Origin of the sequence: Pseudomonas sp. GM18 (genome assembly GCF_000282195.1) — a bacterium.
GTDB lineage: Bacteria > Pseudomonadota > Gammaproteobacteria > Pseudomonadales > Pseudomonadaceae > Aquipseudomonas.
This window is the reverse complement of sequence record NZ_AKJT01000112.1, coordinates 1-24,545: the sequence shown is the minus strand read 5'-3', so window position 1 is coordinate 24,545 and position 24,545 is coordinate 1. Positions and strand designations below refer to the sequence as shown.

The 24,545-nt window shown below is 60.7% G+C and carries 23 protein-coding genes; 10 read left to right on the top strand and 13 right to left on the bottom strand.

All coding sequences use genetic code 11. The features are described from left to right. Positions 1-15: 15 nt before the first annotated feature. The 3 genes from PMI21_RS02750 to PMI21_RS02760 form a co-directional block, all read right to left on the bottom strand. Complete coding sequence (locus PMI21_RS02750) at positions 16-462, bottom strand: hypothetical protein (protein WP_007941492.1); 447 nt, start codon at positions 460-462, stop codon at positions 16-18. Between the two features lie 107 nt (positions 463-569). Next, positions 570-1,835: a HAMP domain-containing sensor histidine kinase gene (locus PMI21_RS02755; RefSeq protein ID WP_007941491.1), complete on the bottom strand. Its 1,266-nt coding sequence runs from the start codon at positions 1,833-1,835 to the stop codon at positions 570-572. Then, positions 1,832-2,515, bottom strand: a complete 684-nt coding sequence (locus PMI21_RS02760) for a response regulator transcription factor (protein ID WP_007941490.1) — start codon at positions 2,513-2,515, stop codon at positions 1,832-1,834. The genes PMI21_RS02755 and PMI21_RS02760 overlap by 4 nt, the downstream gene beginning before the upstream one ends. Positions 2,516-2,740: 225 nt before the next feature. On the opposite strand from PMI21_RS02760, the gene bamA reads away from it, so the two are divergent. Further along, positions 2,741-5,107 (top strand): outer membrane protein assembly factor BamA, encoded by a 2,367-nt coding sequence (bamA, locus tag PMI21_RS02765; RefSeq protein ID WP_007941489.1) that lies wholly within the window; start codon positions 2,741-2,743, stop codon positions 5,105-5,107. Positions 5,108-5,170: 63 nt separating this feature from the next. Here the strand turns inward: bamA and PMI21_RS02770 are convergent, their stop codons facing one another. Further along, positions 5,171-5,788, bottom strand: coding sequence for a TetR/AcrR family transcriptional regulator (locus PMI21_RS02770; RefSeq protein WP_007941488.1), 618 nt, complete (start codon positions 5,786-5,788; stop codon positions 5,171-5,173). Between the two features lie 225 nt (positions 5,789-6,013). Here PMI21_RS02770 and PMI21_RS02775 point away from each other — a divergent pair, with 225 nt between their 5' ends. The 6 genes from PMI21_RS02775 (at position 6,014) to PMI21_RS02800 (ending at position 11,114) form a co-directional block, all read left to right on the top strand. Next, positions 6,014-6,676, top strand: coding sequence for a DUF3313 domain-containing protein (locus PMI21_RS02775; RefSeq protein WP_007941487.1), 663 nt, complete (start codon positions 6,014-6,016; stop codon positions 6,674-6,676). 7 nt (positions 6,677-6,683) lie between these two features. Next, a complete protein-coding gene (locus PMI21_RS02780) occupies positions 6,684-7,310 on the top strand; it encodes a paraquat-inducible protein A (RefSeq protein ID WP_033064232.1) in 627 nt (208 codons plus the stop codon). Continuing rightward, a complete protein-coding gene (locus PMI21_RS02785; protein WP_007941484.1) occupies positions 7,307-7,924 on the top strand; it encodes a paraquat-inducible protein A in 618 nt (205 codons plus the stop codon). The genes PMI21_RS02780 and PMI21_RS02785 overlap by 4 nt, the downstream gene beginning before the upstream one ends. A 13-nt stretch (positions 7,925-7,937) precedes the next feature. Further along, on the top strand, positions 7,938-9,578 hold the full coding sequence (locus PMI21_RS02790; protein WP_033064235.1) for an MlaD family protein: 1,641 nt from the start codon (positions 7,938-7,940) through the stop codon (positions 9,576-9,578). Next, on the top strand, positions 9,575-10,192 hold the full coding sequence (locus PMI21_RS02795) for a PqiC family protein (protein ID WP_007941482.1): 618 nt from the start codon (positions 9,575-9,577) through the stop codon (positions 10,190-10,192). The genes PMI21_RS02790 and PMI21_RS02795 overlap by 4 nt, the downstream gene beginning before the upstream one ends. Positions 10,193-10,349: 157 nt before the next feature. Beyond that, complete coding sequence (locus PMI21_RS02800) at positions 10,350-11,114, top strand: substrate-binding periplasmic protein (protein ID WP_007941481.1); 765 nt, start codon at positions 10,350-10,352, stop codon at positions 11,112-11,114. A gap of 29 nt (positions 11,115-11,143) precedes the next feature. Here PMI21_RS02800 and PMI21_RS02805 read toward each other — a convergent pair whose 3' ends face one another. From PMI21_RS02805 to PMI21_RS02820, 4 genes are read right to left on the bottom strand one after another with little or no spacing between them, the layout of a single operon-like run. Next, a complete protein-coding gene (locus PMI21_RS02805; RefSeq protein WP_007941480.1) occupies positions 11,144-12,691 on the bottom strand; it encodes an amino acid ABC transporter permease/ATP-binding protein in 1,548 nt (515 codons plus the stop codon). A 49-nt stretch (positions 12,692-12,740) separates the two neighbouring features. Continuing rightward, a complete protein-coding gene (locus PMI21_RS02810) occupies positions 12,741-13,538 on the bottom strand; it encodes a transporter substrate-binding domain-containing protein (RefSeq protein ID WP_007941479.1) in 798 nt (265 codons plus the stop codon). A gap of 26 nt (positions 13,539-13,564) precedes the next feature. Then, positions 13,565-14,614 carry an isopenicillin N synthase family dioxygenase gene (locus PMI21_RS02815; RefSeq protein ID WP_007941477.1) on the bottom strand — a complete coding sequence of 350 codons (1,050 nt, stop codon included), beginning with the start codon at positions 14,612-14,614 and terminating at the stop codon, positions 13,565-13,567. After that, complete coding sequence (locus PMI21_RS02820; RefSeq protein WP_007941476.1) at positions 14,607-15,464, bottom strand: sugar phosphate isomerase/epimerase family protein; 858 nt, start codon at positions 15,462-15,464, stop codon at positions 14,607-14,609. Before PMI21_RS02820 ends, PMI21_RS02815 begins: the two co-directional genes overlap by 8 nt. A 215-nt stretch (positions 15,465-15,679) precedes the next feature. Here PMI21_RS02820 and PMI21_RS02825 point away from each other — a divergent pair, with 215 nt between their 5' ends. The 3 genes from PMI21_RS02825 to PMI21_RS02835 all read left to right on the top strand — a co-directional run bounded on the left by PMI21_RS02825 (position 15,680) and on the right by PMI21_RS02835 (position 18,908). Next, positions 15,680-17,356 carry a methyl-accepting chemotaxis protein gene (locus PMI21_RS02825; protein WP_443200772.1) on the top strand — a complete coding sequence of 559 codons (1,677 nt, stop codon included), beginning with the start codon at positions 15,680-15,682 and terminating at the stop codon, positions 17,354-17,356. A gap of 86 nt (positions 17,357-17,442) precedes the next feature. Next, positions 17,443-18,000: a hypothetical protein gene (locus PMI21_RS02830; RefSeq protein WP_033064231.1), complete on the top strand. Its 558-nt coding sequence runs from the start codon at positions 17,443-17,445 to the stop codon at positions 17,998-18,000. A gap of 89 nt (positions 18,001-18,089) precedes the next feature. Then, a complete protein-coding gene (locus PMI21_RS02835) occupies positions 18,090-18,908 on the top strand; it encodes a DeoR/GlpR family DNA-binding transcription regulator (RefSeq protein WP_007941472.1) in 819 nt (272 codons plus the stop codon). 4 nt (positions 18,909-18,912) lie between these two features. On the opposite strand, the gene otnI is transcribed toward PMI21_RS02835, so the two are convergent. From otnI to ltnD, 5 genes are all read right to left on the bottom strand, one after another. Continuing rightward, positions 18,913-19,695, bottom strand: a complete 783-nt coding sequence (otnI, locus tag PMI21_RS02840; protein ID WP_007941471.1) for a 2-oxo-tetronate isomerase — start codon at positions 19,693-19,695, stop codon at positions 18,913-18,915. Between the two features lie 75 nt (positions 19,696-19,770). Further along, positions 19,771-21,231, bottom strand: coding sequence for a GntP family transporter (locus PMI21_RS02845; RefSeq protein ID WP_007941470.1), 1,461 nt, complete (start codon positions 21,229-21,231; stop codon positions 19,771-19,773). A 229-nt stretch (positions 21,232-21,460) separates the two neighbouring features. After that, positions 21,461-22,099, bottom strand: coding sequence for a 3-oxo-tetronate 4-phosphate decarboxylase (gene otnC, locus PMI21_RS02850; protein ID WP_007941469.1), 639 nt, complete (start codon positions 22,097-22,099; stop codon positions 21,461-21,463). Next, on the bottom strand, positions 22,096-23,388 hold the full coding sequence (gene otnK, locus PMI21_RS02855; RefSeq protein ID WP_007941468.1) for a 3-oxo-tetronate kinase: 1,293 nt from the start codon (positions 23,386-23,388) through the stop codon (positions 22,096-22,098). Before otnK ends, otnC begins: the two co-directional genes overlap by 4 nt. A 10-nt stretch (positions 23,389-23,398) precedes the next feature. Next, positions 23,399-24,304 (bottom strand): L-threonate dehydrogenase, encoded by a 906-nt coding sequence (gene ltnD, locus PMI21_RS02860; protein WP_007941467.1) that lies wholly within the window; start codon positions 24,302-24,304, stop codon positions 23,399-23,401. Between the last annotated feature and the right edge of the window lie 241 nt (positions 24,305-24,545).

The following is a 24,545-nucleotide window of genomic DNA, read 5'->3' as shown; positions in this document are numbered from 1 at the left end:
TTATTAACTGACGAGTTATTGATCCGCCGCATAGATGATGGTTTGTGCGCTGTCTGCCGCTAAAAGCTGGCGGGTGAAGTAGGTGTCGCCTTCATCGGTCTGGATCTCGTATTCAGCCTTGCTGGCGACACGGCCCGATACGGCATGCTTGATGATTTTCAGCACCCGCTGAAATTTCACGCTTTGAGTGCCGTTCTGGGCCGGCCCGGTGAGCACATTGACGGTTTGAAACCAGCCCTCATTTTTTTTGTTCGACACCAGGGTGCCGGTCAGCGCCTCGAAACGCTCCAGACGGGTAAAGCCCCAGAGTGTCTGCTCTTCGACCGCTTTGCCTTTCGCGGCGGAGCCCGTAAACACGAACAGGTTGATGGCCGGATTGTCTTCGCAAAAGAAGTCGTAGGGCACAAGCCCGTCGACCATTTTCTTGCCGGAAACGAAACCCTTTTTATGAACCAGAAACATGACCACCTCCACTCTAAAACATCAGCAAACGCTGAGTAAGTTTGAGCGGGAAGTCTACTGAGGCGAGGCGTACAGAGCCGTCAAGCCAATGTAATATCGTGTAAAGATCACGCCTGACGGGGCAAGCTGATTTCCACGCTCAGCCCAGCGGACGGCTCGTTGCGCGCCACAATCGTGCCGCCGTGCATTTCCACGGCCCTTGAGGCAATCGCCAGGCCCAGGCCGAAACCGGCACTGGCCTCGTTCAGGCCGCGCTCGAACGGGTGGAAAATGCTCTGCAGCCGCTCGTTTTCAACACCCGGCCCCTGATCGGTGATCAGCACCGTCAGGCAGTCTGCGTCGAGATTGACCTCAGCCGACACGACAACCGTCGTCATCGGCCTGGTATGGCGCACCGCGTTGCGGATGACGTTCTCGAAGCACCGATACAGCAACTCGCCGCTGACCCGACTGACAAAGGCCGGGCAAGCCTGCAGGCTGACCCGGCAACCTTTCATTCCCGCCTCGAATTGCGCGTCCTCGACGATCACCGCCAGCAACTCGATGATGTCGAGTGGCTCGCGGTCGATACTCTCGGGCCGGCCCTGCATGCGCGCCAGGGTCAACAACGCTTCGATCAGCGTATCCATGCGCACCGATTCGCGCTGAATGCGCTCCACCATTTCCTGGCGGGCCGGTTCTTGCTGCAACAGCCCGATGGCCGCTTGCATGCGCGTCAACGGTGAACGCAGTTCGTGAGAGATGTCGTGCAACAGGTGTTGCTGGGCCTCCACCAGCAATTTCAGCTGGTTGGCCATTCGGTCGCAGTCTTCGGCCAGATCGACGATTTCATCGCGGCGCCCGCCCATCATCGGCTTGACCCGGGTTTCGAAGCGCCCCTGAGCCACGTCGCTCATCGCCCGCCTGAGATAGGCCAACGGCCACGCCAGGTAATACGCCATATACCCGCTGAACAGCGCACTCATCAGCGTGCCGATGATCAACGGAATCGAACGCCCCGGCCCTTGGTCACCTTCTTTGCCAAGGGGGTGTGAGGATCTGAGCGACAGGGTCAGACCGTCCTTGCTGATGACCGATCGTTCAAAGGCCGGCCGCGGGACAGGCGACCCGGCCAGCAGTTGACCGGCGCTGTCATAGACACCAATGGCTTCGTCACCGGGGTGCCGCCACACCACCAGGAACTGCTTGCCCGACTCGACGCCGAACTGTCGCAGCAGCTGCTCTTCGCTGCTCAGGATGGCCTCCAGATGAGGATCTCCAGGCCGCCCGAAACTGCCTAGCACCAGAATGCCCACCCCGACAAAGAACGTCAGGCTGGTGGCGAGCCAAAACGCCAGGAACAGTTTCCAGAACAGCCGACTGGGTTTCATCATTCGGCGATCAACAGGTAACCGAGGCCACGCACGCTCTGAATCCAGGCCTTGGCGTCGGGGCGTGGACCAAGCTTCTGGCGGATGCTGCTGATGTGCACGTCGATGCGCCGGTCGTAGCGGGTCAAGGGGCACCCCAAGGCATTGAGCGACAGATCCTGTTTGCTCACCACCTGCCCGGCACAGCGGGCCAGCTCTTCGAGCAAGCTGAATTCGGTACTGGTCACCCCCAGCTCTCGCCCCTGCCACAGGGCCTGGCGCTTACCGGGCCACAAGACCAGCGGGCCGGTCCTGATCACTTCGGTGGTGGGCTGATCCGCCGGCTGCACCCGACGCATGATTGCCCGCAAACGCGCCACCAGCTCCCCCGGCGAGCTGGGTTTGGGTACATAGTCATCGGCGCCCAGTTCCAGGCCGGTGATTTTATCGATGTTGTCGCCACGGGCCGTGAGCAACACCACCGGTACCTGGCTGACCGCGCGAATGCGCCTGAGCACCTCGATACCCGACAGGCGCGGCAGCATTACGTCCAGCACCACAATGCTGTAGCGCCCGGACAGCGCTTGAATCTCGCCCTCCTCGCCCGTGTGCACGGCAGTCGCCTCGAAGCCTTCACGCTCCAGGTATTGGCTGAGCATTCCTGTCAGTTCCTGGTCATCGTCGACTAGCAATACGCAGATCATTGGCGGGCTCTTGAGTGGGGGCCCGCGCATTATCGCCCTTGCACGGCACAGCGTCATCGCCCCGGGTAAACCTTTACCTAACTTGACACTTGGTTAACCGCACCAAACGCACCGAGCTTTTATGCTTCACCTCCACCAGCCTGCTCGCTCCGCGGTAACTCGTCTTGCTGTGAGATATCCGCGCCCGCCTACGCTGCTTGTCGATGTGTTCTGGATAAGATCTTGATGAATTTTTCGCGCCTGCTCTGCTCGGCTGCACTACTGCTCAACGCCACACTTGCGCACGCCCAAGGCTTCAAAATTTCCGATATTCGCATTAATGGCCTGCAGCGGGTTTCCGCTGGCAGCGTGTTCGGTGCATTGCCGTTGAACGTCGGTGATGAAGCGGACGATCGTCGCCTGGTGGAGTCCACCCGTGCGTTGTTCAAGACCGGTTTCTTTCAGGATATCCAGCTGGGGCACGACGGCGATGTGCTGATCATCACGGTGGTCGAGCGCCCCTCGGTCGCCAGTATCGAGATCGAAGGCAACAAGGCGATCTCCACTGAAGACCTGATGAAAGGCCTCAAGCAATCCGGTCTGGCCGAAGGCGAGATCTTCCAGCGCGCCACCCTCGAAGGTGTGCGTAACGAGTTGCTGCGCCAATACGTCGCTCAAGGCCGCTACTCGGCGTCGGTCGATGCCGAGGTGATCCCGCAACCGCGCAACCGTGTGGGCCTGAAAATCAAGATCGATGAAGGCTCTGTAGCAGCGATCCAGCACATCAACGTGGTGGGCAACACGGTCTTCCCTGATGAAGACCTGATCGACCAATTCACCCTCAAGACCAGCAACTGGCTGTCGTTCTTCAAGAACGACGACAAATACGCCCGTGAAAAACTCTCCGGTGACCTGGAGCGCCTGCGCTCCTATTACCTGGATCGCGGTTATATCAACATGGATATCACCTCGACTCAGGTGTCGATCACCCCGGACAAGAAACACGTCTACATCACCGTCAACATCAACGAAGGCGCGAAGTACACCGTTCGTGACGTCAAGCTCGGTGGCGACCTGAAAGTGCCTGAAGACCAGGTCAGGTCCCTGCTGCTGGTTCAGAAAGGCCAGGTGTTCTCGCGCAAGTTGATGACCACCAGCTCGGACTTGATCACCCGTCGCCTGGGCAACGAGGGTTACACCTTTACCAACGTCAACGCGGTACCGACCCCGAACAACGACGACCACACCGTCGATATCACCTTCGTGGTCGACCCGGGCAAGCGCGCCTACATCAACCGCATCAACTTCCGTGGCAACACCAAGACCGACGACAAAGTACTGCGTCGTGAAATGCGCCAGATGGAAGGCGGTTGGGCGTCGACCTACCTGATCGACCAATCCAAGACCCGCCTGGAACGGCTGGGCTTCTTCAAGGAAGTCAACGTCGAGACGCCGGCCGTGGCGGGTGTCGACGACCAGGTTGACGTGAACTACAGCGTCGAAGAGCAGGCCTCCGGTTCGATCACCGCCAGTGTCGGTTTCGCCCAGAGCGCCGGTCTGATCCTCGGAGGTTCGATCACTCAGAACAACTTCCTGGGCACGGGCAATTACGCCAGCCTGGGCCTGACCCGCTCGGAATACCAAAGCAAGTACAACTTCGGTTTTACCAACCCCTACTTCACACCGGACGGGGTGAGCCTGGGCTACAACCTGTTCTACAGCGCCACCGACTACAGCGATTATTACAGTGACGGCGTTTCATACTATTCCATCAACAGTTATGGCGCCGGCACCACACTCGGCTACCCGATCAATGAAACCTCACGACTGAGCTTCGGCCTGACCGTGCAACACGACAACATCGAGCCAGGCACCTACAGCGCCGATGAGATCTACGACTTCATTGCACGCGAGGGTAAGGAGTTCAACAACCTCAAGGCCAGCCTCGGCTGGTCGGAGTCGACCCTGAACAAGGGCGTGCTGGCCACCCGCGGGCATTCGCAGAACCTCAACCTGATGGTGACGGTGCCCGGCAGTGACCTGAGTTTCTACAAGATCGATTACACCGGGCAGACCTTCCTGCCAGTCAGCGACGCCACTTCGCTGCGTTTCCACACCAAGCTCGGTTATGGCAACAGCTACGGCTCAACCGACGGCCTGCCCTTTTATGAAAACTACACGGCCGGTGGCGAAGGTTCGGTGCGCGGCTTTGAAAGCGGCACCCTCGGCCCGCGCAATACCCCGGCCACCGGCACCTATGCCAGTGCCGGCCAGGCGTATTACTCCGATCGGGACACCGATGCGTTGGGCGGCAACATCCTGATTACCGGCGGGGTGGAATACCTGTTCCCGATGCCCTTCATCAAAGACAACAAATCCCTGCGCACCTCGGTGTTCTGGGACGTCGGCAGCGTCTACTCCAACAAGTGCTACCTGAGCACCACTCAGGGTTGTGACGGTGTCGACCTGGGCGAGTTGGCCAGTTCCGTGGGGGTTGGCGTCACGTGGTACAGCCCGATGGGGCCCTTGAGTTTCAACCTGGCGTTCCCGGTCAAAAAACCCGAGGACGCCGATACCCAGGTGTTCCAGTTCTCTATGGGGCAGACTTTTTGATCCGGTGAATCGGGGGGCAATCCACTTCATCCAAATGTCGAGTTCGTTGAGGGCAGTCGAGCGTCAGCGAGGCGCTGCCCCCAACAGAAACATCTCCACCGCGCGCCCCACCAGCGCTTGAATCTGCGCCACTTCCAGCGGCTGCGAGGCGGGTTGATAAAACCTGATCTGCACCTCAGCAGTTAACAGCGCGAGGAATTGCGCGGCTTTTACCTGCGGGTCAGCCTGGTGCAGTTCGCCACGGTTCATGGCTTCGGCCATCCAGGTCGACAGCACCTCATTACAATCGCTGGGCCCTGCCTCGTAAAACAGCATGCCGATGTTCGAGCGCCCGGCCTCGGCCATGACCATCCGGTACACCGCCAACGCGCTGCTCTCGTTGGTCAACACAAACAACATGCGCTCACCAAAGCGCCTCAGCATCTGTTCGAGCGTGACCTCATCCTTATCCGGGGCAGCCAGTTGCGCCACCGCCTCGGATAAATGCACGGTGGCGACTGAACGCACGACTTCTACAAACAACGACTCCTTGGAAGGGAAATAGCCATACAGCGTGGCTTTGGAACCTCCCAGCCGCTTGGTCAATTCATTCATCGACGCCCGTTCGTAGCCCACTTCCTGAAACAGAAGCGCCGCAGCCTCAACGATCGCTTCACGGCGCGCCTCCGTCCTGACCTTCATCACCACCCCAACTCATAAGTGAACCAGCATGTACATTTTTGCTTGACAGGCGTTTGCTCGCCACGCAAGAATCTAAAGCGTACCGACTGGTTCAGTTTTATCAAAAAAACACTGTACTGCCCTGCCCCTTCAAAGACAAGGAAAGGCTGGAGGGCGAACCTGCACCTGTGAACGTCAAGACACCTTTACCCCTCCTGATCACGCGCCTTCAAACAGGGTTTCGACATGGACAAAATGCTCAAGGCTTCTCGACTGACAATGCTGACGATCACCCTGGCCATGGCCGGATGTGCGGGTTCATCGCCGCCTCTGTATACCGACATAGACTCCTCCGCGCGCCTGACCCCCAACCTCGAAGATGACTCCGGTCGCGTGCCGTACATCTACGAGGCCAACGTGGACTGGAGCAAGTACTCGGCGGTTATTGTCGACCCCGTAGCGCTCTATCAAGGGCCGGATAATCAGTTCGGCGACCTCTCCCAGGAAGACCGAAAAACCCTCGCCCACTACATGCATGGCCAATTCAGCGAACGCCTGCAAGAGCGCTTCAAGTTGACGCAGATCGCGGCGCCCAATGCCCTGCGCGTCAAACTGACTTTGACCGGGGCGCAAACCACTACGCCCTTTCTCGCCACATTCACGCGATTTGACCTGGGGGGTGGCCCTTACAACATCGTGCAATCGATTCGCGGGAAAGAAGGTACCTTTACCGGTTCGGTCTTCTTTTCTGTGGAAATCTACGACGCGTCCACCAACCGCCTGCTCAAGGCTTATGTGACCAAGCAATACCCGAACTCGCTGAACATCAGCGCCACTCGGGGGCCACTGAGCGCTGCACAAACGGGGATCGATAAAGGTGCCGACGCGCTCCTCGCCCAGTTTGAATAACCGACCTGTGAACACCTACCCGTACCTGATCGCCTGCGAGCATTGCGACACCGTGTATCTACGCTTCGCCGTGGCCTCGGGAGAAGTGGCGCGATGCAGGCGCTGCTCGGCCGTTCTGTATCGGGGAAGTCTTCTTGATGTCGATCGATGGCTGGCGTTGACCGTCGCGGCGGCTATCGCCTTCGTGATCAGCAACGCTTGCCCGGTCATCCGCATCAGTTTCCATGGTCTGTATAACGAAGCGACGCTTTGGGACGCTGCCGCCGCGCTCGCGCATAGCTCGGCAGTGCCCATCGCGGCATTGGTCGCATTTTCGATCATCGTTGCGCCTCTGCTGCAGATCGCTCTGTTGGGCTGGGTGCTGGGATTTGCCCGGGTCGGGCGAAGAGCCCCCGGTTTCTCTCAGGTCATGCGGCTGCTGATCAATCTGCGTCCCTGGTGCATGGTTGAAGTCTGCATGCTCGGCACCTTGGTCGCAGTGATCAAACTCTCAAGCTTTGTGCAGGTGCTGCCGGGTGCGGGTATCTGGGGCATGGCCGTGTTGATGGCGCTGCTCGCGTTGATTGCCAATCGGGACATACGCTGGCTGTGGGAACTGACCGCGCAGCCACATGGCAATGAGGTGAGAAGTTGAACTATTCACCGCGTGCCGCCCAATTGGGTGTGGTTGCCTGCCACCTGTGCGGGCTGGTCTGTGAGAGCGCCCCCGATCAAGGCGAACCCGGCCAATGCCCGCGCTGCCGTTCAAGGCTTCATCGACGACGCCCGGACAGCGTTGCGCGAGGCTGGGCCTTTCTGCTGGCGGGCCTGATTGCCTACATTCCCGCCAATGTGCTGCCGGTGATGTATTCCAGCCTGTTCGGTCATGGCAGCGAGAGCACGATCCTGCACGGAGTGATCGAGTTCTGGACGTCGGGCTCTTTCGGCATCGCCCTGATTATTTTCATCGCCAGCGTCGTAGTGCCCTGCGCCAAGTTTCTGGTCCTCGGTACTTTGCTGTTCACCGCACAACGGCGCAGTCATTGGGCGACGCGCGAGCGTGCCCGCCTCTACCGCCTGATCGAGTTGATCGGCTACTGGTCGATGCTCGACGTGATGGTGGTCGCCGTCGTCGCCGCACTGGTCAAGTTTCAGGCCTTAAGCGTCATCGAACCGCGCGCGGGCATTTTCTTCTTCGGCCTGATGGTGATCCTCACCATGCTCTCGGCCATGAGTTTCGACCCACGTCTGATCTGGGATGGTGAATAAGCCGATGCGTCACATGCCTGACAATACCCACGACTTGCCACACCCGCCGAAGGTGGACAGGCATCGCAGAATATCCCTGGTCTGGCTGGTGCCTCTGGTCGCCGCCCTGGTCGGGCTTTCGATGTTGATGCGAGCCTGGCTGTCGGTCGGCCCGCAAATCACCCTGACGTTTCAAACCGCTACGGGCCTGGAAGCCGGCAAGACACCGGTCAAATACAAAGACGTCACAGTCGGCAGCGTCTCGTCCATCACCCTGAGCGATGATCGCAGCCATGTGCTGGTGACCGCATCCCTGGTCGAAAGCGCCGAAAGCCTCGCCCGCGAGGACACGCGCTTCTGGGTCGTGCGACCACGTATTGGCGCCCGCGGCATCTCCGGTGTCGATACATTGTTTTCAGGGGCCTACATCGGTGTCGATACCGGTGTGTCAACGAAGCCCGCCAACAGCTTTACCGGCCTGGAATCTCCGCCCACTGTCATCAGCGGCATGCCGGGCAAGATCTTTATCGTTCGCACCGCTGACCTGAACTCGCTGGACATTGATTCCCCCGTCTACTACCGACACATCAAAGCCGGGCGGGTGGTGTCGTACCAGATGGACAGCGACGGCAAGGGTGTGAGTCTGCAAGTGTTCATCGATGAACCCTATGATCGCTTCGTGACAACCGATACGCGTTTCTGGAATGCCAGCGGCGTGGATTTTTCCCTCGGCGCCGAAGGGCTGAAAGTCAAAACCCAGTCAATGGCGGCCATCGTGGCCGGAGGCATTGCGTTTGCTTCGCCGGATGACAGTCACGCCGAACCGGCCACCGCCCAATCACCGTTTACATTGGCACAAGACCAGCAAACCGCGATGGCGCAACCGGATGGCCCGGCCCATTACATCCAGCTTCGTTTTGACCAGTCACTGCGTGGCCTGACTGTCGGTGCACCAGTGGAGTTCTCCTCCGTCACGGTTGGCCGGGTCGTCTCGATGGAGCTCGATTACGATGCCTCCAGGCAGCGCTTTCCAACGATGGTGGGCATAGAGATTTATCAACAGCGATTGGGGCCGGTGCAGGACAAGCTCCCACACCCCGATGGCGACCGGGAGCAACAGGCCGCGACGTTTTTGCGGGGGATGGTCGAACAGGGGCTGCGCGCGCAAGTGCGCTCGAGCAATCTGCTGACCGGTCAGCTGTATGTGGCACTCGATTATGTGCCAAACGCAGCAAAGGTTACGTTCGATGCCCGCGCCCGCCCTCTCAGCATTCCGACCATTCCCAGCAGTTTCGATCACCTGCAAGAACAACTGGCCAGCATCATCGGCAAGGTCGACAAACTACCGCTCGACTCCATCGCCCGACATCTGGACGCAAACCTGATTGGCCTGGACAAGACGCTGAGCCAGATCAACGAGCAAGTGCTGCCGCAGAGCACACAGACATTGCAGCAAGCGCACCAAACGCTGGCCACGCTGCAGAACCTGATGGAGGCGGACGCGCCAATCCCCCAGGCGCTGGGCCAGGCCATGCAAGAAGTGAAACGCGCCGCGGTAACCTTTCGCGTCCTCACCGACCTGCTGAGCCGCCATCCGGAATCCTTGCTGCGTGGCCGACCGGATGATCAGCCCGCCCCTCGGGCCCTCCAGGTTTCGCAGGAGTTAACGCAATGAATTTGCCGACTCGTCTTTACCTTCTCGCTCTGATCATCGTGCTGAGTGGGTGCGCTTCGACGAACACACACTATTACACCCTGGTGGTGCCGGCCTCGGCGACCTCGACTCAACTTGCCCCTTCGCCCTTTCTGATTGACGTGATGTCGGTAGGTGTACCGGTTCAGATCGACCAACCGCAATGGGTGGTGCGACTCGGTGACAACAGCATCGGTGTGCTTGAAGGCGAGCGCTGGGGCGCGCCGTTGAGTGAGGAGATACGCAGCGCACTCTCTGCCGGTTTGACCCAGCGCCTCAACACCCAGGACATATCAGGGCTTGCCCAGCCGCCGAACAGACCGGTGCTGAGAATCAAGGTACAGGTTCGACGCCTCGACAACTGGCCCGGCCGGCAAGTCGAGTTACATGCGGATTGGAGCCTGAGTTTTGCCGGTGACACGCCCTCTGCCCGCTTGCTGTGCCAGGGTCGGTTCAAGGAAGACGCACCCGGCGGCTATGCACAACTCGCCAATGCGCAGCAACGCGTGGTTGCGCTGCTGGGCAAACAGATCGCCAAGGATGCACGTCGATGGTCATTGTCACGAAGTGCCGAATGTGCAGCGGCTCCTGCATGACACATTCACTGGGGGGGTGGATGTGTCCCGCCGCAAAGTCTGCGTAGAATACGGTGTCGATACCGAATCCAATACAAAAACAGACTCATCCTCCCTGTGATCAACACCACCGGTGAATTGTGGCTCTCCCCTACTTTCAATGCCTGAATGACCAACCATGAGCGGGAGCTCACGGGTCTCAACTGCCTGGACAACGGCACTTTGCTGGTTTTGTCTGTCGGTCTCGCTGCTGATTGCCAGTCACGCGAGCGGCGCCCCCTTGCCGCTCGAACTGTATATCCCGGACGCTCCGCCCCTGACGTTCGTCGATGGCTCCCAAGGCCACGGCATGGTTGGTGAAGCCGTGCTGACCGCCATTGCCAACGCCGGCTATGCCGCGCATGTTCTTGTGCTTCCCTGGGCCAGATCGCAGAAACATGTCAGCGAGACTCAGGACATCCTGATCGCCCCTTTGTCACGCACGCCGGAACGTGAGGATCGCTTCACCTGGATCGCGCCGATCATGCCCATGGAACGCGCTTTTTTCAGCCTTGACCGGCCGGTGAGCAGCTTCGAGCAAGCGAAGCAAACCTACCGGGTGATCGGCGTCGGCCTGGGCAGTGCGCAGGAGGAAATCCTCCGTGCACAAGGCTTCAGCGACGATCAGATCCACCCCCTGACCATTGGCGACAACCCCGCGCAGATGCTCTTGAAAGGTCGCATCGATGCCTGGTTCAACGGTGTCCCGGAGAGTCGATACATCTGGCCGAAGGTGTCCGAACACAAACTGTTCATGAGCCCCGTCATGAGCAGAGCGGAACTCTACCTGGCTTGCTCGAAGCAGTGCTCCGCCCAACTGGTGCAAGACTTGCGCAAGGCGGTTGAAACGCTTCGCGATGACGGCACCCTGGCGCGCATACAAAAGAGCTATTTGTCGCCATAGGAATTCTGATGGCGCACAGCTCAATGCATTCAAGGCAGGCATTCCTCCTCCTCCGGCGCCTGCAACCCCATGAACCGCCGCACTCTATGAGCCTCGGGCTTCTCGCGGATCGCCTCTGGTGATGCATCCAGCTGAATGTGGCCGTTTTCCATGAAGATCACCCGGTCGGAAATCGACAGGGCAAAGTCCATCTCGTGGGTGACAATCAGCAGGGTCATGCCTTCGCGGGCCAGGTGGCTGATGACCGTGAGTACTTCGCCGACCAGCTCCGGATCCAGCGCCGAGGTCGGTTCGTCGAACAGCAGGATATCCGGGTCCATGGCCATGGCCCGGGCAATTGCCACGCGCTGTTGCTGGCCGCCGGACAGTTGATGCGGATACTTGTGGACGTGAGCCAACAGGCCGACCTTGTCGAGTAGCTGGCAGGCGCGTTGTTCGCTCAGTGCGCGACCGACACCGTGATAACGGGGAGCGAGGCTGATGTTGTCCAGCAGTGTGCGGTGCGGGAACAGGTTGAAGTTTTGGAACACCATGCCGATGCGCCGTACGCCCTGACGAATCCGGCGGCTATCCGGTTTGTCCCCGGCATTGATGAAGCCCTCCCCGAACAACAGGATTTCGCCCTGATCGATGCGCTCCAGGCCGTTGACCGTACGAATCAGCGAGGTCTTGCCGGAGCCGGACGGGCCGATGATCGAAATCACCTGGCCACTTTGTACCTTCAGGTCGATGCCCTTGAGCACATGATGATCGCCGTAGCGTTTGTGCACGCCCTGCAGTTGCAGGGCCGGGGCGGCGCCTTTGGATGGCGGCTTGAGCTTGCTCGATAGCTCGCTCGATAGAACAGGCGCCAGGCTGTCACGCAGCGCTTGTGCCGAGGCGCTGTCGAGGGTTTGCGGTGTCCGCAGGTTGAGGTCCAGGTAGCGTTCCAGACGCTGCAGGGCAAAGCCGAACAGCGTGACGATCAGCACGTAGTACACGCCCACCGCCACCAGGGTTTCCATCACCAGGAAGTTCTGCGCATACAGGCGCTGGCCGACGGTCAGCAGTTCGGTCAATGAAATCACCGAGATCAACGAAGTCAGTTTGACCACCGTGATGTATTCATTGATCAAGGTCGGCAGTGAGATACGAAATGCCTGGGGAATCACAATCAGCCGTTGCAGGCCGAACAGGCCGATACCCAGGGCGCGGCCGGCTTCCTTCTGGCCCTTGGCGACCGAGATCAGCCCGCCACGATGAATTTCAGCCATGTAGGCGGCCTCAGTGACCACCAGCGCCAACAGGCCGGAATAGAACGGTACCGACAGCACCGGCCCGGCACCGGGCAGCAACTGCGGCAGGTTATAGATGAAGACCACCAGCACCAGCAGCGGAATACTGCGAAAGAACCAGATGTAGAGTGACGCCGGTAGTCGCAGCCAGGGCGAGCCGGACAGCTTGGCTGACGCCAGAACGAAGCCCAGTAACATCCCCAGGAACCAGGCCAGGGCGCTCAGTTCGATGACGGTCAGGCTCGCCGCCCAGAAGTCAGTCTTGGAGAACAGCGAAATAAAGTAAGACCAGTCGAATTGCATAGACACCTCGTGCACGCCGCGCCCTCGACCGAGGGCACGGCTTCAGCCATTACTCGGAGACCGGTTCCAGGTCGTATTTTTTGAGAATGGCGGCGTACTCACCGTTGGCCTTGCTGTCGGCCAGTGCCTTGACCAGCGCCTGATAGGTAGCGTCGGCGTCTTTCTTCACATAGATGCCCAAGGTCTGCGGGTAAACCAGCTTCTGCGAACTGACCACGACCCGCCCGTTGGTGCGTTGGGCGATCATGTGCGCGGCACCGGCGATTTCCACCTGGGCCTGAATGTTTTTCGACAGCAGCGCCTGCGTCACTTCAGGGGCCGAGGGGTATTCATTGACGGTGATCGCGCCTTTGTTGTTCGGCACGCAGTAGTCGCTGGACAACTGGTTGAACTTGGCGACCCAGGTGGTGCCCTGCTCCAGGCCGATCTTCAGGCCGCACAAGTCCTCGGGAACCTGCGGGCTCAACTCACTGCCCTTGGGCACCATGATCGCGGCGCCGGTATTGGCGTAGGCGATGGTGCGGGCCTGGAGCTGGCGCTCGGGGGTGATGTACATGCCGGAAATGATCGCGTCGTAATGCCCGGCGTTGAGGCCGTTGATCAGATTGGGAAACTTGGTGTCGACGAAGTTGGCCTTGACGCTCATCGCCTTGGCCAGGGAGTGCGCCAACTCAGGGTCGGAACCGACCACATTCTTGTCGGCGTCGTAGGACTCGAACGGCGGGTAGGTGATTTCCATACCGACCTTCAACACACCGGGGGTCGCGGTGCTGGCGAAGGCGGCGTTGGCGCAGAACAGGCCGGCGGCGAGCAGGCTCAGTTTGGTCAGGGCGTAGTGGCTTTTCATCGTGGGAAGCTCCGTGGGTTGTTTTTTTAGGAATGAGGGGTGGTGTTCTTCAGACGGCCGAAGCTCGATGGCTTTCGGGCCCGGGACGGCAACTCAAGCTCGCCGTTCTCCACGCGCTTGCGCAGGTATTGATAGGTCTGCAAGGCCTGGCTCCACATGTGTTCGCCAATCGCCAGCGCCTCGTATTCCCGATCATCCCTGGCGAATGCCGGCAATGGTTTGATCAACGTGTGATAGTCGCAGGCGTAGAACAGCGGGAAGCTGTAGCGCTCCTGGGCGACCTTGCGCACCCGATGGGCTGTGGCCACAAAGGCACCGGCGGTCATGACTTCCAGCATGTCGCCGATGTTGACCACGAACGTGTCGGGTATTGGCGGTGCGTCGATCCACTGCCCCTGATCATTGAGCACCTCCAGCCCCGGCTGATCGGCGTGCAGGATGGTGAAGCACTCGTAGTCGGTATGCGCGCCGATGCCCGGAGCGTCGACGACATCGGCGTCGAAGGGATAATGGATCAGCCGCAACTTGGAGGGCGGGCGAGTCACCAGCGCGTCGAAGTAGCCCTCCTCCAGCCCCAGGGCCAAGGCGAAGCCATCGAACAGCCGGCGGCCTAGCGCGAACACTGCCTGATAGTAGTTTTGTACCGCGCTCTGGAAACCCGGCACGTCGGGCCAGTGGTTCGGCCCCAGCAGCGGCGTTCGGTTGAGGAACAACGGGTCATCCACTGGCACTTCGAAGCCGATATCGAAAGCTTCTTTGTGATCCGGCTTACCCTTGGAATACACCTCCTCGCCTTCGGGTACGAAGCCCTTGTGGCTTTGCGAGGCGCCGATGTAGTGGCGCATCTTGGCTTCCAGCGGTTGCGCAAAATAATCCCTGGCCGCCTGGCGCAGCCCCTCGATCAGCGCCGGATCGATGCCGTGCCCGGTGATGTACAGAAAGCCCACATCGCTGGCGGCGCGGCCCAGTTGCTCGGCCACTGCCAGGCGATGCTCCAGTTCGATGCTGAAGAGCCCGGCGATGTTCACCACCGGAATGCTGTTGAAGTTGGCCTGGGTTGGCGAGGTATTACGCATGGCGGGCTCCTTCACGGGTGAAACGGTCGAAGTGTTCGCGCTCGGTCCGGGCCATCCACTGGTTCAAGCTCCAGAGGTCGGCCACCGGCATGTTGGTGAAGGGCAAGTGATGCAGATAACCGTCGGCACCGAACTCCGGGGTCAAGGTGCTGACCGGGTAGCCACGTTCGCGCTGAGAGGTCCAGACGGCCTCCCAGTGGCGCTGGTGGAACGCCAGTTCACGGGCATATTCCGGGGCGGCGGGATGGGGGACTTGCGGGCCTTGGTCGTAGCCGACCCGAGCCTGAATGTGATGCACGCGTTCGACGAAGGCCGAAAGATCGTCGGCCGGATCGTCCAGTAGTCGCTCACAGCACACCACCCAATGGCTGATGTCACTGGTGAAACGCAGGCCCGGCAGTTGGCGGATCAGCTCCAGGGTCACCCAAGGGCTGTAAAGGGAACGGGCGCGATGCGTCTCGAAACTGCAGAACACGCCGTGCCTGGCGGCCAGTTCCATCGCCTGGCCGAAGAATTCGACCTGCAATGCCTGCGGCCAGCGGTCGTTGCCTGCCAGCAGATTGACGAAACGCGGGTTCAGCTCCGAGGCCCAGCCCAGCTTGCGATCAATGTCGGCCAAGTGTTGGGTGGGCGTGGCGTTCTGGTCGGGCAATACATCGTAGGCACTGAACAGTGTGCAGATGTAGGGAACCTGATGGCTGCGCAGCAAAGCGCCGAACTCGCCACGCTCATCGGCCTGCAGCGGCAGGCGTGCTTCGAGGCCATCGAAGCCGGCAGCGAGCAGTTCATCCAGGGCTTGTGCCTTGCTGGCGGTGTAGCCCCATAAAGTGCGGAATATTTCTAGCTTCATGCATTCCTCTCGGCTGCGTCAGGTCACCCGCTGTTTGGGCTGGCGTTACTGGGCAGTCGAAAGAAGTTGCTGCGGGCCGCTGCTCTGATGGCTACGGTCCCGTGTGACGAATCCTAAGGCTACGGCGACAAGCGATTGAATAGGCTGCAGCAAATAGTTAGTTCAGAAATTCATGAACTAACAATGCCGGGTTTTCTTGCGTTGCGTAAGCCGCAATGCGATCCGTAGCAGCTGCCGAGCCTGAGTTCGGCCGTAGCAGCTGTCGAGCTCGCGAGGCTGCGTTCGGCTGCGCAGCAGTCGTAAAACCAGAACTCGCGGTGTGTCAGGTAGACCGCATCAGCCGGATTCACGACTGCTTCGCAGCCGAACGCAGCCTCGCAAGCTCGACAGCTGCTACAAAGCGCTCGGTGCTGATGGGCACGAACCAGAACAGAGCACAGCGACTCAGCCATTCCCGCGACTGGTGCGTTGCTCGCCTGCATTGCCTTCGTCATCGAATGCAATCCGCCTTCCACCGGCTGACCTGCCGTCGAACGCAAAGGCTGGCAAACAACTTGCTTAGGCTTTTGATCAGGCTTGAGCCATCAACACCGATGGTTTGGCAAACATCTCGGACAACGGCGTCCGCTTCCCTGCACATTGCGGCAGGAGAGCGTGCGCCGTTTTTGCTTTCATCCCGGCATCAGAAGGAAATCCTCATGTCTGCTCAAGGAATGCACCCACCGGGTCATGCCATTGTTCATTTGCGCAGCGATGGCGGCAAATCGCACCCGGTCGGCACATCATTCGCCAAGGCCTTGTTCGAACCAGGCATGGCCCTGCTCGAACGCAGCAGGATCGGTTTCTGGCTACCGCTCGGATTGGCCCTCGGCGCCTGCGGTCTCGCACTGCTCGAACAACCCGCAAGCGCATTGGCCCTGATACCCGGCGTTCTCTACCTGGGAGGTGCCTGGCAACTTCGCGAGCGTCATCAACGCCGTCTGCAGACATTCTGGGACACCGAACTGGCACAACTGCTGCGCAGCTCGCGGGATGCCGACCCCGCGACGTTACTGGTGGCCGCCAGCATGCAACTGCGCAACAACGAACGCTTGCGCAGCGAAGTACAGTTCGCCAGCCGTGCCTTGGAGCAGATGGCCCAACAGGCCCGCGACCAAGGAGCGGAACAGAGCCAACGCATTGCCATGATCGCCGCCGCCAGCGAGCAGATCGATCAGACCCTGCACAGCATCGATGCCTTGGCCAAGGGCGCGCTGGCAGCCTTCGCCAACGCTCACACCCAGAGCGAAACCGGTTGCCTGGAGGCACGCTCAGTGGGTGACAGCATGCGCGCCATTCAGCATCGCCTGGGCAATACCGCGCACGCCGTGGAAGCGTTGCTGCAGCGCACGACCGCCGTGGAAAGCACCGTCAACAGCATTCAGGCACTGGCCAAACAGACCCAATTGCTGGCACTCAATGCCTCCATCGAGGCAGCCCGCGCCGGCGAGCACGGGCGCGGTTTTGCCGTGGTCGCCGATGAGGTCCGCAGCCTGGCCCAGGCCACCGACCGGGCGACCCACGAAATCACCACTGCCGCGACGGCGATCGCCATGGCCGTGCGCCAGGTGGATGGTGAGGTCAAGGACCACCGCGACCTGCTGGCCGCCGGGAGTCAGCAGAGCGAGCAGCTCGCCGCCAACCTCGACGACCTGGCGCAACATAGCCAGATCAACCTGCAACACCTCGGCGCCATGCAACAGGCGCTCAGCGAGCATCAGCAAGCCAATCATGCCCTCAGCGAACAGTTGCAACAGGTCAATGGCGCGGTGCAGGAACAGAGCACGCAAACCAATGCGCTGCACGATCTGACCCGTTATCTCAACCAGCTCACCGTCGGAAGCCGCCCATGAATCCAGCACTTGCCACAGCATCCGAAGGTGGGCCATCCCGACGAGTCCATCTGCCACAGGGAGACACGGGACTAAGGCAGGCGCTGTTGTTGGGTATCGACCTGCTGCAAGGTCTGCAGCAGCATCGTGGGCTCGGCGGACAAGTCACCCGCGAGGCGCAACAACGTTGCCAGGCATTGGGGCACGCGCTCGACCAACGCTGGAGGGAGTGGCCGTATTCCGCACAGTGCCAGGCCTGGAGTGCGTTACGCCGCGACCCGGCGGATTTCGATGGTCATTGCCGCTTGCTGCAAGACCTGCTCGGCGCCATCCAGCACCTCGAACTGCAACGCTGCGCGCTCAACCTGGCGCCCCCGAGCATCGCCGCGCGCTGCTGGGAGCTTGAAGAGTTGGGTCGACTGCGCGGGCTGTCGGTGCGCGCCGCCGCCCATCGAAGTTGCCCGTTGGAAATGCTGATTCAATTGCAGTACCTGCACGAACGCTTGCTCAAGCACGCTCCCCGTTCGCTGCACACGGCGCTCGAACAACTGCAACGCTGCCTGATCGATACAACGACCGTGTCCATCACCCCGGCGCAGTGTTACGCCCTCCTCACCCCATTGCTCGACGAACGCCTGGACGCGATCCGTCGGGATCTGGATTAAGGCCGCAACAACTCGTTCCTTTACCGTAGATTCGCTACTATGTGGGTCCCGCTTTCCTTGTCCGCGGATTTCTTGATTCTGGAGCCCGAATGCCTAGTCAAAAGGACATCGCCGCCGACAGCGGCGCACCGATGATTCCTGAACAGCGCCGTGAGTTGATGCTGCGCCAATTGCGCAAGCATCAGGTGCTGAGCGTTCATCAATTGATGGAAATGTTCGACTGTTCGCACATGACCATCCGCCGCGATATCGCGCTGCTTGAACAGGAAGGCCGTGCTTATTCGGTTACTGGCGGCGTGCGTATCGCCAGCCAGCTCCACAGCGAGCCCAGTCATCAGTTCAAGGCGGTGGTCGAGTTGCCGCAGAAGCAGGCGATGGCCAGGCTGGCCGCGCGGCTGTTGCATGCCGACATGACGATTTATCTGGATGCGGGGACCAGCACGCTGGAAATCGTCCCGTACATCAAGGCGCTGTCGGGAATGACCGTGGTGACCAACGATTTCGGGATTGTCCAGGCGCTGATCGATGCGCCCCATGTCACGGTGATTCACACCGGCGGGCAGTTGGATCATTCGAATCAATCGTGCGTGGGCGGTCTGGCGGTGGCCACCTTGCGTCAGATCGTCACCGATATCGCTTTCATTTCCACCAGTTCCTGGGATTTGCGTCGCGGCCTCACCACGCCGTCGGCGTTGAAGGTGGAGGTCAAGCAAGTCGCGATGCAATCGGCCTCGCAAGTGGTGCTGGTGGCCAGCAGTTCGAAGTACGGCACATTCAGCATGTACCGGATCGCCGGGCTCGAGCAGTTCGACATTATTCTCAGCGACGACGCACTGACCCCTGCCGCGGCCGATAGCATCCGCAAGCAGGGTGTCGAACTGCTGTTGCCCTCCGATAACAACCTGTAAGGCGTTAGCGCGCCTTCCAGTCCCGCAGCCACTGCAAGCCGGCCGACGTGTTGCCACGAGGCCGGTATTCGCACCCTACCCAGCCGTCATAACCCAACTGGTCGATCAACTCGAACAGATAGGGATAGTTGACTTCGCCCAGGTCCGGCTCGTGTCGGTCCGGTACGCCGGCGATCTGGATATGACCGATGCCGGCGAAGTCCCGACGCAGTTTAGTGGCCAGGTCACCTTCGACGATCTGGCAGTGGTAGCAATCGAACTGAACCTTCAGGTTACTGGCGCCCACTTCCTTGCAAATGGCCTGGGCCTGATCCTGGCGATTGAGGAAAAAGCCCGGCATGTCGCGCGTGTTGATCGGTTCCAGCAGCACGGTGATGCCGACCTTGGCGGCCTGCGCGGTGGCGTAGGCCAGGTTCTCCAGGTACACGCCGTGATGCCGCGGGCGATCGCTTTCCGACGGCAGCAACCCGGCCATCACATGAATGCGCGAGTTGCCCAGCACCGCCGCGTATTCCAGCGCGCGATCGAAACCGCTGCGAAACTCACTCTCCCGTCCCGGCAACGACACCGTGCCGCGCTCACCCGCCGCCCAATCGCCGGGAGGTGCGTTGAACAGCGCTTGCACCAGGCCGTTATCGCTCAGGCGCTGTTTGAGTTCCTCGGCGCTGTAGTCGTAGGGAAACAGGTATTCCACCGCTTCGAAACCATCGGCGGCAGCGGCGGCGAAGCGATCCAGAAACTCATGTTCCGGATAGAGCATGCTGAGGTTGGCAGCAAAACGAGGCATGGTAGCTCCTATAAATGGCTTTCTTGTAGGTGCACAGCTTGCCGGCAAGCCGTGCGCCTACAGGTCGACAGTGGGTTACACAAACGGCCAGATCAGCAAGGTAATACCGAAACCCAACGTGCCAAGCAAGGTGGTCAGCACGGTCCAGGTGCGCAGGCCGTCGGCCACGTTCAGCCCGGACAGTTTGGTGAAGATCCAGTAACCGGCATCATTGATGTGGGACATGGCCAACCCGCCACCGCCCATGGCCAGGCACAGCAGCGCCATGTGATTCGCCGTGAGGTTGAGAGTCGCGATCAGCGGGCTGATGATGCCGGCGGTGGTCACCAGCGCCACCGTGGTCGAGCCCTGGACCGCACGCAACAGCATGGTCAGCAGAAAGCCCAGCGCGAGCACCGGCAGACCGGTGGTGCGCAGCAAATCGGAGACCACCGCGCCGATGCCGGTATCCACCAGCACCTTGCCGAACACACCGCCGGCGCCGGCAATCAGAATCACCATGGCCACGCCAGGCAAGGCCGAGCCGATCACGTCAGACACCTGGGTACGGCTCCAGCCCCGACGCGAACCCAGCAACCAGGCACACAGCAAGGTATCGATCAGCAACGCCACCAGCGGCGCACCGAGCACGGTCATGATGCCGCGCAGGGTCGAGTCGGCAGGCAGCAACGAGTTGGACAGTGTTCCCAGCAGAATCAGAATGATCGGTAGCGCGATCAGGCTGACGATCATGCCAAAACCCGGCGCGGGTGCCAGCGGCAACTTGGAAACGATAGCGCTGGTGGCTTCTTCCAGGCCCATGTGCGACGCGGCCACGGCGGCTCGTTCAGCGCTCTTGCCGTTGCCATTGGCCCAGGCGACCAGGTCTTCGTTGGTGACATGCGGGCCATAAACCTCGGCGCGGATGTCGTCGGTCATCGGGTACACCCGACGGGTCATACGCCCGGCCACGCGGTAGCCGACGTAGCAGAGGAACGCCGTGATCGGCAGACCGAACATCAGCACGCGGCCAAGGTCGGCGCCCAACTGACTGGCAGCGGCCACCGCGCCCGGGTGTGGCGGCAGGAAGGCGTGTACGGTCAGCAACGCAGCACACATCGGCAGCGCAAACACCAACAGCGGCTTGCGTGCACTGCGGGCAACGCCATAGGCCAGCGGCATCAGGATGATCACGCCGACCTCGAAGAACACCGGCACCCCGACCATGAACCCGGCAATCGTCAGCGCCAGCGGCGTGCGTCGATTGCCGAAACGGCTAATCAGCGTCTTGGCCAGCGCCTCGGCACCGCCGGAGAGTTCGATGATCCGTCCGATCATCGCGCCCAGGGCAATGATGATCGCGATGTGGCCCAACGTCTTGCCCATGCCGCCTTCGATGGTGGCGACCAGGTCGGCCGGTTTAACCCCGGCCACCAGCGCCACCAGAATGCTCACCAGCATCAACGCCACGAACGGCTGGAATTTGTACTTGAGCACCAGAAACAACAACAGAGCGATCCCTAGCCCCGCGGTAACCATCAGGATTAACGGGCTCATTTCACAAGCCCTCCGCGCCGGGTGAACACAAGGGTTGTGCAACCGGGTCCGAAAATGCCGCAGTGAAGGTGAGTCATGCCTGGATGTCCTCTTGTTATTGTATTTTTCAGGCAAGCCGGGGTCGTGGGAAGTCGCTGCGCGGCTCCCGGACAAGGCCTGCCTTATCGGTCTGTCGTGTTCTTTCGTTTTCTATCGTTTTAAAGCTATTTTTTTAAAAGAAGTCAGCGCCCTACCAGTGCACGCCGAAGGCCGCTCGCAGCTCATCCAGTGCTGCCTGATCGAGCGGTTCGGGCTTGGGATTGCTCATCAGCCACAGCCGCGCGGTTTCCTCGAGTTCTTCCAGAGCGTAACTGGCCCTGGATACCGAACTCTCCCAGACCACCGGCCCCAGCCGTTCAAGCATCACGCCGCGAACGCTGTTGGCCAGTTGTGCGACCTGTTCGGCAACCTTTGGCGAGCCGGGACGCTGGTAGCTGATCAACGGGATATGCCCGACTTTCATCACCTGATACGGCGTCAGTGGCGGCAGGATGTCGTTCGGTTGCCAGACACCCGCCAGGGTCAATGCCACCAGATGAGTGGAATGGGTATGCACCACGCCACCGACACTCGGGTTGCGGTCGTAGACCTGACGATGCAGCGCCAATGTCTTCGACGGCTTGTCACCGGATACCCATTCGCCAGCCAGATTGACCTTGGCGATGGTCGCCGGGTCGAGGCGGCCCAGGCATACGTCAGTCGGCGTGATCAACCAACCGTCGTCCAGCCGCGCGCTGATATTGCCGGCGCTGCCGACGGTGTAACCTCGCTCATACAGGCTGCGGCCAACGTCGCAGATTTCTTCGCGCAGGGCGTTTTCATTACTCACTGTGCACCCTCCGCCAATTGCTTCAAGGCTTTGCTGAAGAAATCCCGACCACCGAAGTTGCCCGATTTGAGCGCCAGCGCCAGAGGCTCATCGGTGCTGCTGACCGTTGCCGGAACCCCCGGATCGATCTGCGCGCCGATCTGCAGCAGTTGCACACCCAGCGCCTGAACCACGGCGCCCGAGGTTTCACCGCCGGCGATCACGAAGCGTCGTACGCCACTCTGGCGCAGGCCTTGGGCAATTTCGCCGAACGCGTTTTCCACCAGACTGCCGGCCTGTTCGACGCCGAGCTGCTGTTGCACCGCCTTGACCTCGTCCGGTGAGCAGGTGGCGTAGATCAATACGGTTTGTTCATTGTCCTTGGCGAAGGCCAAAGCTTGGGCAACCACCGGCTTCCCGGCGGCCAGGGCCAACGGATCAATCCGCAGCGCGGGCCTACCGGCTTCGAGCCAGGCCGCGACCTGGCCATTGGTGGCGATCGAAGCACTGCCGGCCAATACCACTTCATCGCCAGACACTGCCGGGAGTTTCGAGGCATCGAGGTCGCGCAATTTACCGGCGCGACGGAAGTTTTCCGGCAAGCCCAGGGCCAGCCCCGAGCCGCCAGTCAGCAACGGCAAGTCGGCGCAGGCGGTGCCGAGGGTGTACAGATCCTGGTCCGACAAGGCATCGGCAATCGCCATGCCGACACCTTGAGCTCGCAGTTCGGCGATGCGCCCGCGTACCTTTTCGGCCCCTTGGGCAATGGTGTCGTAGCGCAACAGGCCGACGTTCAGACGGGTCTGCGATTGCAGCACCCGCACCAGGTTGGCATCGGTCATTGGCGTCAATGGATGATGCTGCATGCCCGACTCGCTGAGCAGTTGATCCTGGACGAACAAGTGACCGCGAAAGATCGTCCGGCCATTCTCCGGGAACGCCGGGCACGCCAGGGTGAAGTCGCTGCCCAGCGCCGCCAGCAGCGCTTCGCTGACCTGGCCGATATTGCCGGCCCCGGTGGAATCGAACGTCGAGCAGTACTTGAAGAAAATCTGCTCGCAGCCTTGCTCACGCAGCCAGGCCAGCGCGGCGAGGGATTGCTCGACCGCTTCGGCGACTGGAATGGTGCGCGACTTCAGGGCGATGACGATCGCATCGGCATCAAGCCCGGCCGCCACTTCGCTGCTCGGAATACCGATGCTTTGCACGGTGCGCATTCCGCCGCGCACCAACATGTTGGCAAGGTCCGTGGCACCGGTGAAATCGTCGGCGATGCAGCCCAGCAATGGGCGTGCAGTGGTTGTGCTCATGGTGCGTTCCTCAAACAGGCTCGGTCTTGGCAGTCGGCAGTTCAATGCCGGGGAAAATCTTGATCACTGCCGAATCATCCTCACGCCCGAAGCCTGCACTGGACGCCTGCATGAACATCTGGTGGGCGGTGGCCGACAGCGGCAGCGGGAATTTGCTGGCCCGCGCGGTATCCAGCACCAGGCCCAGGTCCTTGACGAAAATATCCACCGCGGACAACGGCGTGTAATCGGCCTTGAGAATGTGCGGCACGCGGTTTTCGAACATCCAGGAATTACCGGCGCTGTGGGTGATCACTTCGTAAAGTGCGTCGGCATCGACCCCTTCACGCAGGCCCAGCGCCATGGCTTCGGCAGAGGCCGCGATGTGCACCCCAGCGAGCAACTGGTTGATGATTTTGACCTTGGAACCCAGGCCATGGCTGTCGCCCAGGCGATAGACCTTGCCGGCCATGCCTGCCAGGACGGCTTCGGCCTTGGCATAAGCGTCGGCCGGGCCGGACGTCATCATGGTCATTTCACCGGCAGCCGCCTTGGCCGCGCCACCGGAGATCGGGGCATCCAGATACAACAAGCCTTGGGCGGTCAGGCGCTGGCCCAGGTCGACGGCGTAGGTCGGGGCCACGGTGGCGCAACCGATCACCAAGCTGCCAGGGCGCAACGCGGCGATGGCGCCACACTCGCCAAACAATACGGTTTCGGTCTGCTCGGCATTCACCACCACGGTAATGATCACGTCGCACGCCGCGGCCATCTGCGCGGGCGAAGAGCACGCCACGCCGCCCTCCCCGGCAAACTGTTCAGTCACCTGCGCACGCACATCACAGGCATGCACATTGAAACCACTGCGCAACAGTGAGCGGGCAATGCCCAGCCCCATCGCGCCCAGACCGACAACACCGACATTCTTGTTATTCATGGGGTACTCCTGAAGGAAGCAGCGGCCTGTTTCACGCAAGGCGCAGGCAGTGGGCCGCGTTGTAGAAATGAGCACGGGCTGCCTGAGGGCAGCCACGATCGCTTGAGCAGATAATCCTCCAATGATCAGATTATGTGAAGTATTTTTTTAAAATAACATTTTTTAACATCGAGCCATGGGCATCCGTCGTCGCGCCGCACTTCTGTAGCAGCTGCCGAGCCTGCGAGGCTGCGTTCGGCTG

Excerpts from the sequence above, each read along its gene's own strand:
- PMI21_RS02750 (WP_007941492.1), bottom strand. The coding sequence starts at position 462 with ATGTTTCTGGTTCATAAAAAGGGTTTCGTTTCCGGCAAGAAAATGGTC.
- PMI21_RS02755 (WP_007941491.1), bottom strand. The coding sequence starts at position 1,835 with ATGATGAAACCCAGTCGGCTGTTCTGGAAACTGTTCCTGGCGTTTTGG.
- PMI21_RS02760 (WP_007941490.1), bottom strand. The coding sequence starts at position 2,515 with ATGATCTGCGTATTGCTAGTCGACGATGACCAGGAACTGACAGGAATG.
- bamA (WP_007941489.1), top strand. The coding sequence starts at position 2,741 with ATGAATTTTTCGCGCCTGCTCTGCTCGGCTGCACTACTGCTCAACGCC.
- PMI21_RS02770 (WP_007941488.1), bottom strand. The coding sequence starts at position 5,788 with ATGAAGGTCAGGACGGAGGCGCGCCGTGAAGCGATCGTTGAGGCTGCG.
- PMI21_RS02775 (WP_007941487.1), top strand. The coding sequence starts at position 6,014 with ATGGACAAAATGCTCAAGGCTTCTCGACTGACAATGCTGACGATCACC.
- PMI21_RS02790 (WP_033064235.1), top strand. The coding sequence starts at position 7,938 with ATGCCTGACAATACCCACGACTTGCCACACCCGCCGAAGGTGGACAGG.
- PMI21_RS02795 (WP_007941482.1), top strand. The coding sequence starts at position 9,575 with ATGAATTTGCCGACTCGTCTTTACCTTCTCGCTCTGATCATCGTGCTG.
- PMI21_RS02800 (WP_007941481.1), top strand. The coding sequence starts at position 10,350 with ATGAGCGGGAGCTCACGGGTCTCAACTGCCTGGACAACGGCACTTTGC.
- PMI21_RS02805 (WP_007941480.1), bottom strand. The coding sequence starts at position 12,691 with ATGCAATTCGACTGGTCTTACTTTATTTCGCTGTTCTCCAAGACTGAC.
- PMI21_RS02810 (WP_007941479.1), bottom strand. The coding sequence starts at position 13,538 with ATGAAAAGCCACTACGCCCTGACCAAACTGAGCCTGCTCGCCGCCGGC.
- PMI21_RS02815 (WP_007941477.1), bottom strand. The coding sequence starts at position 14,614 with ATGCGTAATACCTCGCCAACCCAGGCCAACTTCAACAGCATTCCGGTG.
- PMI21_RS02820 (WP_007941476.1), bottom strand. The coding sequence starts at position 15,464 with ATGAAGCTAGAAATATTCCGCACTTTATGGGGCTACACCGCCAGCAAG.
- PMI21_RS02825 (WP_443200772.1), top strand. The coding sequence starts at position 15,680 with ATGCGATCCGTAGCAGCTGCCGAGCCTGAGTTCGGCCGTAGCAGCTGT.
- PMI21_RS02835 (WP_007941472.1), top strand. The coding sequence starts at position 18,090 with ATGCCTAGTCAAAAGGACATCGCCGCCGACAGCGGCGCACCGATGATT.
- otnI (WP_007941471.1), bottom strand. The coding sequence starts at position 19,695 with ATGCCTCGTTTTGCTGCCAACCTCAGCATGCTCTATCCGGAACATGAG.
- PMI21_RS02845 (WP_007941470.1), bottom strand. The coding sequence starts at position 21,231 with ATGAGCCCGTTAATCCTGATGGTTACCGCGGGGCTAGGGATCGCTCTG.
- otnK (WP_007941468.1), bottom strand. The coding sequence starts at position 23,388 with ATGAGCACAACCACTGCACGCCCATTGCTGGGCTGCATCGCCGACGAT.
- ltnD (WP_007941467.1), bottom strand. The coding sequence starts at position 24,304 with ATGAATAACAAGAATGTCGGTGTTGTCGGTCTGGGCGCGATGGGGCTG.